This is a genomic window from Streptomyces sp. NPDC002680, from assembly GCF_042889145.1.
Classification (GTDB): domain Bacteria; phylum Actinomycetota; class Actinomycetes; order Streptomycetales; family Streptomycetaceae; genus Streptomyces; species Streptomyces adonidis.
Genome location: NZ_JBIAQP010000002.1, coordinates 393,799 through 406,413 on the forward strand (window position 1 = coordinate 393,799; position 12,615 = coordinate 406,413).

Annotated in this window: 9 protein-coding genes; all 9 read left to right on the forward strand. The window is 68.6% G+C overall.

What is annotated here, in order from left to right; genetic code table 11:
* Nucleotides 1-49: 49 nt before the first annotated feature.
* The 9 genes from lysA (at nt 50) to prfA (ending at nt 12,573) form a co-directional block, all read left to right on the forward strand.
* On the forward strand, nt 50-1,441 hold the full coding sequence (gene lysA, locus ACFYXF_RS08370) for a diaminopimelate decarboxylase (RefSeq protein WP_389348777.1): 1,392 nt from the start codon (nt 50-52) through the stop codon (nt 1,439-1,441).
* A 158-nt stretch (nt 1,442-1,599) separates the two neighbouring features.
* Nucleotides 1,600-2,892, forward strand: a complete 1,293-nt coding sequence (locus ACFYXF_RS08375) for a homoserine dehydrogenase (protein ID WP_389349008.1) — start codon at nt 1,600-1,602, stop codon at nt 2,890-2,892.
* Nucleotides 2,893-2,898: 6 nt separating this feature from the next.
* Nucleotides 2,899-3,957 carry a threonine synthase gene (thrC, locus tag ACFYXF_RS08380; RefSeq protein WP_389348778.1) on the forward strand — a complete coding sequence of 353 codons (1,059 nt, stop codon included), beginning with the start codon at nt 2,899-2,901 and terminating at the stop codon, nt 3,955-3,957.
* Nucleotides 3,958-4,255: 298 nt separating this feature from the next.
* A complete protein-coding gene (thrB, locus tag ACFYXF_RS08385) occupies nt 4,256-5,185 on the forward strand; it encodes a homoserine kinase (protein WP_389348779.1) in 930 nt (309 codons plus the stop codon).
* 440 nt (nt 5,186-5,625) lie between these two features.
* The gene (gene rho / locus ACFYXF_RS08390; protein ID WP_389348780.1) at nt 5,626-7,680 is read left to right on the forward strand and encodes a transcription termination factor Rho; all 2,055 of its coding nucleotides are present in this window, start codon (nt 5,626-5,628) and stop codon (nt 7,678-7,680) included.
* Nucleotides 7,681-7,899: 219 nt separating this feature from the next.
* The gene (locus tag ACFYXF_RS08395; protein ID WP_389348781.1) at nt 7,900-9,654 is read left to right on the forward strand and encodes a trypsin-like serine protease; all 1,755 of its coding nucleotides are present in this window, start codon (nt 7,900-7,902) and stop codon (nt 9,652-9,654) included.
* A 205-nt stretch (nt 9,655-9,859) separates the two neighbouring features.
* Nucleotides 9,860-10,966 carry an LCP family protein gene (locus ACFYXF_RS08400; protein WP_389348782.1) on the forward strand — a complete coding sequence of 369 codons (1,107 nt, stop codon included), beginning with the start codon at nt 9,860-9,862 and terminating at the stop codon, nt 10,964-10,966.
* Between the two features lie 202 nt (nt 10,967-11,168).
* Nucleotides 11,169-11,393, forward strand: coding sequence for a 50S ribosomal protein L31 (rpmE, locus tag ACFYXF_RS08405; protein WP_235474815.1), 225 nt, complete (start codon nt 11,169-11,171; stop codon nt 11,391-11,393).
* 103 nt (nt 11,394-11,496) lie between these two features.
* Entirely contained in the window at nt 11,497-12,573 is a 1,077-nt protein-coding gene (gene prfA / locus ACFYXF_RS08410) for a peptide chain release factor 1 (RefSeq protein ID WP_389348783.1), read from the forward strand.
* Nucleotides 12,574-12,615 lie beyond the last annotated feature (42 nt).

The following is a 12,615-nucleotide window of genomic DNA, read 5'->3' on the forward strand; positions in this document are numbered from 1 at the left end:
TCGCCATACCTCTGACATGTCTTGACACCTCTGAGGAAGCCGCACAGCCATGAGCCGTTCCGCACACCCCGCCGGGCCCCGTCACGCCGATGTGCTGCCCGAGGGGCACCCCTCCGCGCCGCCCGCCGACCTCAACGCCCTCGATCGGAAGGTCTGGGCGTCCACCGTCACCCGTAGCCCCGATGGTGTCGTCACTGTCGGAGGGGTCGAGGTCACGGCGCTTGCCGAGGAGTTCGGGACTCCCGCCTATTTCCTCGACGAGACCGACTTCCGTGAGCGTGCCCGTGCCTGGCGTACCGCCTTCGGGCCCGACGCCGACGTCTTCTACGCCGGTAAGGCGTTCCTTTCGCGTGCCGTTGTGCGGTGGTTGCACGACGAGGGGCTCAATCTGGATGTCTGCTCCGGTGGGGAACTCACCACCGCTCTCTCCGCCGGTATGCCCGCCGATCGCATCGCCTTCCACGGCAACAACAAGTCCGTCGACGAGATCGAGACCGCCATTCGTGCCGGTGTCGGGCGGATCGTGCTCGACTCCTTCCAGGAGATCGTGCGCGTCGCCCACATCGCGCAGTCCCTCGGCAAGCGGCAGCGCGTGCAGATTCGTATCACCGTCGGTGTCGAGGCTCATACGCACGAGTTCATCGCCACCGCCCATGAAGACCAGAAGTTCGGGATTCCGCTTGCCGGTGGGCAGGCCGCCGAGGCCGTGCGGCGGGCCCTTCAGCTCGATGGGCTTGAGCTGATCGGCATTCACTCGCACATCGGGTCGCAGATCTTCGACATGTCCGGGTTCGAGGTCGCCGCTCACCGTGTTGTCGGGCTGCTCAAGGACATTCGTGACGAGCACGGGGTCGAGTTGCCCGAGATCGACCTCGGGGGCGGGCTCGGTATCGCCTACACCAGCGACGACGATCCCCGCGAGCCACACGAGATCGCCAAGGCTCTGACCGAGATCGTCAGCCGGGAGTGTGAAGCCGCCAGGCTCAGCACCCCTCGTATCTCTGTCGAACCCGGGCGCGCCATCGTCGGGCCCACCGCCTTCACCCTCTACGAGGTCGGCACCATCAAGCCCCTCGACGGCCTGCGGACATACGTGTCCGTCGACGGCGGGATGTCCGACAACATCCGGACCGCGCTGTACGACGCCGAGTACAGCGTCGCTCTCGTCTCCCGGACCTCCGAGGCCGCGCCCATGCTCGTGCGGGTCGTCGGCAAGCACTGCGAGAGCGGGGACATCGTCGTCAAGGACGCTTTCCTGCCCGCCGACCTGGCACCCGGTGACCTCATCGCGGTGCCGGCGACGGGTGCGTACTGCCGGTCCATGGCCAGTAACTACAACCATGCCCTTCGGCCGCCCGTCGTCGCCGTTCGGGACGGGGAGGCTCGTGTGATTGTTCGACGGGAGACCGAGGAGGATCTTCTGCGTCTCGACGTGGGATAAGGCTGCGACAGTCCGCCGCACACCGTGCGGCGGAAGATCTCCTGTCTTCCGCCGCCCGGAAAACGAAATAAACATCTCACGATCCGGACGATGGATAGAAACTTCAGTCCGGTGAGTGAGACTTGTCGAACCTAGACGGTATGAGGAAACGAGGTCGGATGATGCGTACGCGTCCGCTGAAGGTGGCGCTGCTGGGCTGTGGGGTTGTCGGCTCAGAGGTGGCGCGCATCATGACGACGCACGCCGACGATCTCGCCGCCAGGATCGGCGCTCCCGTCGAGCTTGCGGGTGTCGCCGTGCGGCGGCCCTCCAAGGTGCGTGACGGCATCGACCCCGCCCTCGTCACCACCGACGCCACCGCCCTCGTCAAACGCGGCGACATTGATGTCGTTGTCGAGGTCATCGGCGGGATCGAGCCCGCTCGGTCCCTCATCACCGCCGCCTTCGAGCACGGGGCGTCCGTCGTCTCCGCCAACAAGGCCCTCCTCGCCCAGGACGGCGCCGCCCTCCACGCCGCCGCCGAGGACCACGACGCCGACCTGTACTACGAGGCCGCCGTCGCCGGTGCGATTCCTCTCATCCGGCCGCTGCGTGAGTCCCTCGCCGGGGACAAGGTGAATCGCGTGCTCGGGATCGTCAACGGCACTACCAACTTCATCCTCGACAAGATGGACAGCACGGGGGCGGGTTACCAAGAAGCCCTCGACGAGGCCACCGCCCTGGGTTACGCCGAGGCCGACCCCACCGCCGACGTCGAAGGCTTCGACGCCGCTGCCAAGGCCGCCATCCTCGCCGGAATCGCCTTCCACACGCGCGTGCGGCTCGACGACGTCTACCGCGAGGGCATGACCGAGGTCACCGCCTCCGACTTCGCCTCCGCCAGGAACATGGGCTGCACCATCAAGCTGCTCGCCATCTGCGAGCGGGCCGGGGACGGGCAGTCCGTCACCGCGCGCGTGCATCCGGCCATGATTCCGCTGACGCACCCGCTGGCCTCCGTGCGCGGCGCCTACAACGCCGTGTTCGTCGAGTCCGACGCCTCCGGACAGCTGATGTTCTACGGGCCCGGTGCCGGCGGTGCGCCGACCGCGTCCGCCGTCCTCGGTGACCTCGTCGCCGTGTGCCGCAACCGGCTGAACGGGGCCACCGGGCCCGGCGAGTCGGCGTACGCCGCGTTGCCCGTGTCGGGCATGGGCGATGTCGTCACGCGCTACCACATCAGCCTCGACGTCGCCGACAAACCGGGTGTTCTCGCCCAGGTGGCCACCGTGTTCGCCGAGCACGGGGTTTCCATCGATACGGTTCGGCAGACGGGCAAGGACGGCGAGGCATCCCTCGTCGTCGTCACCCATCGTGCGTCCGACGCCGCCCTGGGCGGAACCGTCGAGGCGTTGCGCAAGCTCGACACCGTGCGGGGTGTCGCCAGCATCATGCGGGTTGAAGGAGAGTAACCAGCAATGACCCACCAGTGGCGCGGAATCATCGAGGAGTACCGGGACCGGCTGCCCGTCTCCGACAGCACGCCGGTCGTGACGCTCCGCGAGGGCGGCACGCCCCTCGTCCCCGCGCAGGTGCTCTCCGAGCGCACGGGCTGCGAGGTCCACCTCAAGGTGGAGGGTGCCAACCCGACCGGGTCCTTCAAGGACCGCGGTATGACCATGGCCATCACGCGCGCGAAGGAAGAGGGGGCCAAGGCTGTCATTTGTGCCTCTACGGGCAACACCTCTGCCTCCGCGGCCGCCTACGCCGTGCGCGCGGGCATGGTCTCGGCCGTCCTCGTGCCGCAGGGCAAGATCGCCCTCGGCAAGATGGGGCAGGCGCTGGTCCACGGCGCCAAGATCCTCCAGGTCGACGGCAACTTCGACGACTGCCTCACCCTCGCCCGGTCGCTCAGCGACAACTACCCGGTGGCGCTGGTGAATTCGGTCAACCCGGTGCGTATCGAGGGGCAGAAGACGGCCGCCTTCGAGATCGTCGACATGCTCGGCGACGCGCCCGACATCCACGTCCTGCCGGTCGGCAACGCGGGCAACATCACCGCGTACTGGAAGGGCTACACCGAGTACGCCGCCGACGGCATCGCCCGGCGCACCCCGCGCATGTGGGGGTTCCAGGCGTCCGGCAGTGCCCCGATCGTGCGCGGCGAGGTCGTCAAGGACCCCTCGACGCTCGCCACCGCGATCCGGATCGGCAACCCTGCCTCCTGGAAGCAGGCGCTGGCCGCGCGCGACGACTCGGGCGGTCTCATCGACGAGGTGACGGACCGTGAGATCCTGCGCGCCTACCGGCTGTTGGCCGCGCAGGAGGGTGTTTTCGTCGAGCCGGCGTCCGCCGCGTCCGTCGCCGGACTGCTGAAGCTGGCCGAGCAGGGCAAGGTCGACCCGGGCCAGACCATCGTCTGCACGGTCACCGGCAACGGCCTGAAGGACCCGGGCTGGGCCACCGAGGGCGCACCGAAGCCGGTCGTCGTGCCGGTGGACGCCGCGACCGCCGCCGAGCGACTCGGACTCGCGTAGACCGGGTACTGACCATCCGAACCGGGGTACTCCCTACGTAGTCCCTACGGCGGGTGCACAGGGGGCTTACGACACGCATCGTGCGCCTCCTGTGCGCCCTATGTCGCCACAGAACCTTCCTTCGATAAGCTGGGGTGAACCCGCCCGCCGCATATGCCCCGGCACATGGCACGGCGCCGCGTCGTCCCAGCGGTCTGAGGGTCTCCGTGCAGGTCCTCAGCCGTATTTCAGTAGCCGTTTTCCAGTGTCGTATCGCATGTCCTCGACGAAATCGCAGCTCAAGGAGAGTCATCGAGCGATGGCCGGTCCAGCGTTCCGCGCCGCCGCCGTCCGGGTGCGCGTCCCCGCCACCAGCGCCAATCTCGGTCCGGGCTTCGACGCCCTGGGCCTGTCGCTGGGGTTGTACGACGACGTGGTCGTCCGGGTGGCCGACTCCGGGCTGCACATCGACATCGCGGGTGAGGGCAGCGAGACCCTCCCGCGCGACGAGAACCACCTCCTCGTACGGTCCCTGCGCACCGCCTTCGACCTGCTGGGCGGACAGCCGCGCGGCCTGGAGATCGTGTGCGCCAACCGCATTCCGCACGGGCGGGGACTCGGGTCGTCCTCGGCCGCCATCTGCGCCGGCATCGTCGCCGCGCGGGCCGTCACCATAGGCGGCGACAGTCGGCTCGACGACGAGGCGCTGCTCGAACTCGCCACCGAGATCGAGGGCCACCCCGACAACGTCGCGGCCTGTCTCCTCGGCGGGTTCACGCTCTCCTGGATGGAGGCCGGAGCCGCCCGGGCGATCAGGATGGAGCCCCACGGTTCCATCGTTCCGGTGGTTTTCGTGCCCGGGAAGCCGGTGCTGACCGAGACCGCGCGCGGTCTCCTGCCGCGCACCGTCCCGCACGTCGACGCCGCGACCAACGCGGGGCGTGCCGGTCTGCTCGTCGAGGCGCTGACCAGGCGTCCTGAGTTCTTGCTGCCGGCCACCGAGGACCGGCTGCACCAGGAGTACCGCGCGCCCGCCATGCCGGAGAGCGCGGCGCTGGTGGAGCGGCTGCGGGCCGACGGTATCCCCGCGGTGATCTCCGGCGCCGGGCCCACGGTCCTGGCGCTGGCCGACGAGGCGACGGCCGACAAGGTCTCCCGGCTGGCGGGCGAGGGCTGGGCCGCCAACCGGCTCGGGCTCGACGCCCGGGGTGCGAGTGTCCTGCCGCTCGCGGCACCCGGGGAGAGCTGAATCAACGCCGTGACCTCCGACGCTGTGAGATTCAACTACATACGGTCGCCGGATTTGGAGAGGGGGAATGTTTGTTGGATCCGGTAGTGTTAACCTCAAGTCTGCACCCGACCCCACCATGGCGAGGTGCTTTGTGTCCCCGTCCGGGACAGACATTCTTCCGGGAGCCTCCCAAGCCATTCTGTGTTTCATGCGGCGTTCCATTCGTCGTGTGCAGGCGCTGAGCGGCATTCAGGGCACGCTCCGGAACCGGTGTGACCAAGCCGCCTGACACGGACACTCAGTGTCATGGCTTTGGGAAACGCCATCACCAGAAACCTCTTCCGCCGCTTCGGCGGACCACCGCCCCGGCACGGTCCACTCATGAAGGACCGAAGCCGGACAGCACAACCGGTCGCCGTGCCAGACAGGCCGACGTCCGCTCCAGGGAAGGACCCTTCGTGAGCGACACCACCGATCTGATGGGCGCACGTGTCGAGGAGACCGCTGCCGCGCCCTCCACGGACGCCTCCGCGCCTGCCACGGGTGCCGGCTCCCGGCGGCGCCGCGGTACCGGCCTCGACGGCATGGTGCTGGCCGAGCTGCAGCAGGTCGCATCCGGCCTCGGCATCAAGGGCACTGCGCGGATGCGCAAGAGCCAGCTGATCGAGGTCATCAAGGAGGCGCAGGCCGGAGGCGGGACCTCCAAGGCCGCCTCCCCCGCCGGGGACGCCGCCGAGGCCAAGCCGAAGCGCCGCGCCACCTCCAAGGCCCGTACGGGCGAGGACGCCGCGCCCGCCGCCGTAGAGACGAAGGCGGCCGTGCAGGTCGAGGCGCCCGCCGAGAAGGCCGTGGCCCAGCAGCAGATCGAGATCCCCGGTCAGCCCGCCAGCGACGACGCCCCGGCCGGGCGTGGCCGGCGCCGCGCCACGGCCGAGGCCGGCAGCCCCGAGACGGTTGCCGCCGAGGTGAAGAGCGAGCCCAAGGCCGAGACGCCGGCCGCGCAGCCGCAGGCCGACGCCGGTGACGGCGACGGCCGCCAGGGCCGCCGCGACCGCCGGGACCGCGGTGACCGCGGCCGGGACCGCGACCGCCGGGGCAACAAGGGCGACGAGCAGCAGGGCGGCACCCAGCAGCGCTCCACCCAGCAGGGCCAGGGCGGCCAGCAGGGCGACGGCCGTCAGGGCCGCCAGGACCGTGCCGAGCGCCAGGACCGCCAGCAGCGGGACCAGCGCGACAGCGGTCCGCGCGACAACGGTCCCCAGGACGACGACGACTTCGACGGCGGACGCCGTGGACGCCGTGGCCGTTACCGGGACCGCCGGGGCCGGCGCGGGCGCGAGGAGTTCGGCCCGAACGAGCCGCAGGTCGCCGACGACGACGTCCTGATCCCCGTCGCGGGCATCCTGGACATCCTCGACAACTACGCCTTCATCCGTACGTCGGGCTACCTGCCGGGTCCGAACGACGTGTACGTGTCCCTCGCCCAGGTCCGCAAGAACGGTCTGCGCAAGGGCGACCACGTCACCGGCGCGGTCCGTCAGCCGAAGGAAGGGGAGCGCCGCGAGAAGTTCAACGCGCTCGTCCGCCTCGACTCCGTCAACGGCATGGCGCCCGAACACGGCCGTGGCCGCCCGGAGTTCAACAAGCTGACCCCGCTCTACCCGCAGGACCGCCTCCGTCTGGAGACGGACCCGGGCATCCTCACCACCCGCATCATCGACCTCGTCGCGCCGATCGGTAAGGGCCAGCGCGGTCTGATCGTGGCCCCGCCGAAGACCGGCAAGACCATGATCATGCAGGCGATCGCCAACGCGATCACGCACAACAACCCCGAGTGCCACCTGATGGTCGTCCTAGTCGACGAGCGTCCGGAAGAGGTCACCGACATGCAGCGGTCGGTGAAGGGCGAGGTCATCTCCTCGACCTTCGACCGCCCGGCCGAGGACCACACCACGGTCGCCGAGCTGGCCATCGAGCGCGCCAAGCGTCTGGTGGAGCTGGGTCACGACGTCGTCGTGCTGCTCGACTCGATCACGCGTCTGGGCCGTGCGTACAACCTCGCCGCCCCGGCCTCCGGCCGCATCCTGTCCGGTGGTGTCGACTCGACCGCCCTGTACCCGCCGAAGCGCTTCTTCGGTGCGGCCCGCAACATCGAGGACGGCGGCTCGCTGACCATCCTCGCCACCGCGCTGGTGGACACCGGGTCCCGCATGGACGAGGTCATCTTCGAGGAGTTCAAGGGCACCGGCAACGCCGAGCTGAAGCTGGACCGGAAGCTCGCCGACAAGCGCATCTTCCCGGCGGTGGACGTCGACGCGTCCGGTACCCGTAAGGAAGAGATCCTGCTGTCGGGCGAGGAACTGGGTGTCGTCTGGAAGCTGCGCCGGGTGCTGCACGCGCTCGACCAGCAGCAGGCGATCGAACTGCTCCTCGACAAGATGAAGCAGACGAAGTCGAACGCCGAGTTCCTGCTCCAGATCCAGAAGACGACGCCGGGCAACGGCAACGACTGACGGTCGGTAAACGGAACGGCTGGCGGCCGGTAAACGGTCGGCAAGCAGTCCACAAAGGGTCACCTTCTGTTCCAGGGGTGGCCCTTTGTGGTGTTTGGGACAGGTGTACGATCGCGCTCTCCGGGCCGGTTCTTGTGGGGTGCCCGAACGAACAGACGATCCCTAGGGGGGACTTGAGTGGGTATATCTCTGTCCGGTGAGGGCCGCCACAGACGTCGTGTGCGGATCGCCGTTCCGCTCGTCGCCGCCGGCCTCGCCGCCGCGGTCACGGGCGCGCTGATGATGTCGTCCGCGAACGCCGCCACCGCCCTGCCGCAGCCCACCGCCGACCTGAGCCGCAGCGCGGTGGCCGGCACGGCCGAGCTGAAGGAGCGCGTCGCGGGCGCGGCCACCGGCGACGGCACTCTGGCGTCCAAGAAGACAGCGCTCACCGCCGGCTCCGTCGGTGGCACCAAGGACGCGAAGATCATCGGTGGTTCGACGACCACCATCTCGGCGGCGCCGTACATGGCCCAGCTCTGGTACTACGACGACAAGGGCACGCCGGACGCGACCGGCGACGACGTCGACTTCTTCTGTGGCGGCGCCGTCATCGCGCCCACCAAGATCCTCACCGCCGCGCACTGCGTCAAGGGCTACAACTGGAAGGCCAACGGCGCCGTCGTCACCGGCACCGCGACGCTTCCCGACGGCGACGGGAACACGAACGGGACGGTCTCGGCCGTCTGGCGCCAGTGGAACAACCCGTCGTACAGCTCGGTGACGTTCGACAACGACGTCGCCGTCCTGACGCTGGCGTACCCCGTCAAGGCCACCCCGATCCGGATGACGACGTCGGGTGACACCGTCTCCTACAAGGCGCTCACGAACGCCAAGGTCTACGGCTGGGGACGCACCACCTCCACCACCCAGGACATCTCGCAGACGCTGAAGACGGCCACGCTGCCCATCCAGTCCGACGCCACCTGCAAGGGCGCCTACGGCACCGACTTCGTCGCGGGCCACATGGTCTGCGCGGGCACGCCCGCCACCGGCAGCGACACCGGCACCACCACCGCCTGCAACGGCGACTCCGGAGGACCGCTCGTGGTCGCCGGCAAGGTCGTGGGCGTGGTGTCGTGGGGTGTCACGGACTGTGTCGAGAAGGGCGCCTACAGCGTCTTCTCGAAGGTCACCTCGTACGTCGGCGCCGTGTACCCGCGGGTCGAGGACGCGAACCTCAGCGGTGACCAGATGGCCGACCTGTGGCTGCGCCGAGCCTCCACCAAGGTGGGCTACGAGAAGGACTCCAAGGGTACGAGCTTCGGCCCGAGCGTGGTCTGGGGCAACTGGGACGGCGTCAACGTCGTCCTCCAGACCGACCTGAACCGGGACGACTACCAGGACCTGGTGGTCCGCGACAGCTCCACCGGCGCCGTCTACTGGATGCACTACGTGCCCGACTCCGAGTCCTGGGCCACGACGAAGATCTTCGCCAACTGGAAGTCCCGCACCCGGATCATCACCCCGGGCGACGTCACCGGCGACTACAAGCCCGACGTCCTCTCGGTCGACTCCGCGGGCGCCCTGTGGATCTACCCGGGCAACGGCAACGGCACCTTCGGGTCGCCGTCCAAGGTCTCCACGGGCTGGAACCAGTACAGCACCATCGTCGGCCACGGCGACTTCACCGGTGACGGCAAGGCCGACCTGCTGGCCCGCACCAAGTCCGGCGGAGTCGGCTACCTCCTCAAGGGCAACGGCAAGGCCGGCTCCCAGGCCTTCGTGCCCCGGGTCAAGGTGCGCAGCTGGAGTGGCTTCAACACCCTGGTCACCCCCGGTGACGTGACCGGCGACGGAAAGGCCGACTTCCTGGCCCGTACGCCCACCGGAGTGATGTACCTGTACCCGGGCACCGGCCAGGGCACGAGTGCGATCTTCGGCACACCGAAGTCCGTCGGCACCGACTACAAGCAGTGGGACATCATCAGCTGAACCCGCAGGTGAACGGGGTCCTCTGAGCCTTTCCGACGAACATCCCGTCCGTTCGGTCACGAACTGTGCCCTTCGCACCACGCGAAGGGCACAGTTCGTTGTGCAACCCTTTTTCCGTAATGACCGTCTGACTGACCGGTACGACGGAACCAGGACTGGCCCTGAAAGCAGGGGGTAACCGACCGGACGAGACCGAGGGGAACACATGTCCGCCGAGAGCGATCCGCTTGATCCCGCTGATCCTGCGAAGAGGCGCAGCCGCCGCAGGCCTCGCGGCAAGCACTCCAAGGCGCTCCTCGTCACTGCCTGGATCGCCGCGATCATCGTCGTGCTCGGCGGCACCGGACTCGGGTACGTGTACTTCAAGCTCAACGGCAACATCAAGAGCGTCGACATCAACCAGGTCCTGGGCACCGACCGCCCGACCAACGTCGACAACGGCTCCGAGGACATCCTGGTCCTGGGCTCCGACACCCGCTCCGGCGCCAACAGGAAGCTCGGCGGTGGTACGGACGACGGCAGCGCCCGCTCGGACACCGCGATGATCGTCCATGTGTACGAGGGTCACAAGAAGGCCAGTGTCGTCTCCATCCCCCGGGACACCCTCGTCGACCGGCCCGCGTGCACCGACGCCAAGGGCGTCACGCACGACGCGGCGAAGGGCGTGATGTTCAACTCCGCGTACTCCACGGGGGGCGCCGCCTGCGCGGTGAAGACCGTCGAGTCGCTCACCGGGATCCGGATGGACCACTACATCGAGGTCGACTTCACCGGCTTCCAGAAGCTCGTCGACGAGCTGGGTGGCGTGGAGATCACCACGACGAAGGACATCAAGGACTCGGACAGCCACCTGAACCTGAAGGCCGGCACGCACAGGCTGAACGGCAAGCAGGCCCTCGGCCTGGTCCGCACCCGCCACGGCGTCGGCGACGGCTCCGACCTGGGCCGCATCCAGCTCCAGCAGGCGTTCATCAAGGCCCTGGTCGACCAGATCAAGGACGTAGGGGTCCTGACGAACCCCAAGAAGCTCTTCGACCTGGCGGACACGGCCACCAAGGCGATCACCACGGACTCCGACCTGGGCTCGGTCCGCTCCCTGACGTCCTTCGCGACGGGCCTGAAGAACCTCGGCTCCAGCAACATGACCATGATCACCATGCCGGTGGAGTACGACCCGGCCAACCCCAACAGGGTGATCGTGGACGACACCAAGGCCCGCTTGGTCTGGAACGCCCTGAAGGCCGACAAACCCATCCCGGCAGCAGCAACAAAGGACACGGCAAAGGGAGACGCGGCGGGAGTGGTGAGCTGATGAAGGCAGTGGGCGAAGCCCCTGCCTTCAGGGGCGCGGGGAACTGCGCGACAAGCCACGATGCACCCGCAGGGAATAGACAAGCGCAACCCCCGGTTTTGGGGGATGCGCCCAGTCCTGGCAGACTGGTACGTCGGCCCCGGTTCACGCACCCGCATCCCGCGGAGGCGACCCGGCGCCCTCCCGAATCTAGGAGAACCCCTTGAAGCGCGAAGTCCACCCCGAGTACGTCGAGACCCAGGTCAGCTGCACCTGTGGCGCGTCGTTCACCACCCGCAGCACGATCACGAGCGGCAACATCCGCGCCGAGGTCTGCTCCGAGTGCCACCCGTTCTACACGGGCAAGCAGAAGATCCTCGACACCGGTGGCCGTGTGGCCCGCTTCGAGGCCCGCTTCGGCAAGGCCACTGCCGGCTCCAAGAAGTAGCGAGGCACCAGCGCCGGTCCACGGTCGCCCTGCGGGGCGTACCTGGACCGGCGTTTTTGGTCGCCCGCCTTCCCCCACGCACCACACGTTTTCAGGAGCCCCCATGTTCGAGGCCGTCGAGGAACTGCTCACCGAGCACGCCGACCTGGAGAAGAAGCTCGCCGACCCGTCGGTCCACGCCGACCAGGCCAACGCGCGCAAGCTCAACAAGCGCTACGCCGAGCTGACCCCGATCGTCGCGACCTACCGCTCCTGGAAGCAGACCGGGGACGACATCGGCACGGCGAAGGAGTTCGCCGTCGACGACCCCGACTTCGCCGCCGAGGTCAAGGAACTGGAGAAGCAGCGCGAGGACCTCACCGAGAAGCTGCGCCTGCTGCTCGTTCCCCGGGACCCCAACGACGACAAGGACGTGATCCTGGAGGTCAAGGCGGGCGCGGGCGGCGACGAGTCCGCCCTGTTCGCCGGCGACCTCCTGCGGATGTATCTGCGGTACGCCGAGCGCGTCGGCTGGAAGACCGAGATCATCGACGCCACCGAGTCCGAGCTGGGCGGCTACAAGGACGTCCAGGTCGCCGTGAAGACCAAGGGCGGCCAGGGCGCCACCGAGCCCGGCCAGGGCGTCTGGGCCCGCCTGAAGTACGAGGGCGGAGTGCACCGCGTACAGCGCGTGCCCGCGACCGAGTCGCAGGGCCGGATCCACACCTCCGCCGCCGGTGTCCTCGTGACCCCGGAAGCGGAGGAGGTCGACGTCGAGATCAACCCGAACGACCTCCGCATCGACGTGTACCGCTCCTCCGGCCCTGGCGGGCAGTCCGTCAACACGACCGACTCAGCCGTGCGCATCACGCACATTCCCACCGGAGTCGTCGCTTCCTGCCAGAACGAGAAGAGCCAGCTGCAGAACAAGGAGCAGGCGATGCGTATCCTGCGCTCCAGGCTCCTCGCGGCAGCCGTGGAGGAAGCGGAGAAGGAGGCCGCCGACGCCCGCCGCAGCCAGGTCCGCACCGTCGACCGCTCCGAGAAGATCCGTACGTACAACTTCCCGGAGAACCGACTCTCGGACCACCGCGTCGGCTTCAAGGCCTACAACCTCGACCAGGTCCTCGACGGCGACCTCGACGCCGTCATCCAGGCCTGTGTCGACGCGGACTCCGCCGCGAAGCTGGCGGCAGCGTAAGCCCCGTACGAGCCCCGTACGAGTGACAAGTACCGGAGGACC

Coding starts and splice junctions, on each gene's coding strand:
- lysA (WP_389348777.1), top strand. CDS start 50: ATGAGCCGTTCCGCACACCCCGCCGGGCCCCGTCACGCCGATGTGCTG.
- ACFYXF_RS08375 (WP_389349008.1), top strand. CDS start 1,600: ATGATGCGTACGCGTCCGCTGAAGGTGGCGCTGCTGGGCTGTGGGGTT.
- thrC (WP_389348778.1), top strand. CDS start 2,899: ATGACCCACCAGTGGCGCGGAATCATCGAGGAGTACCGGGACCGGCTG.
- thrB (WP_389348779.1), top strand. CDS start 4,256: ATGGCCGGTCCAGCGTTCCGCGCCGCCGCCGTCCGGGTGCGCGTCCCC.
- ACFYXF_RS08400 (WP_389348782.1), top strand. CDS start 9,860: ATGTCCGCCGAGAGCGATCCGCTTGATCCCGCTGATCCTGCGAAGAGG.
- prfA (WP_389348783.1), top strand. CDS start 11,497: ATGTTCGAGGCCGTCGAGGAACTGCTCACCGAGCACGCCGACCTGGAG.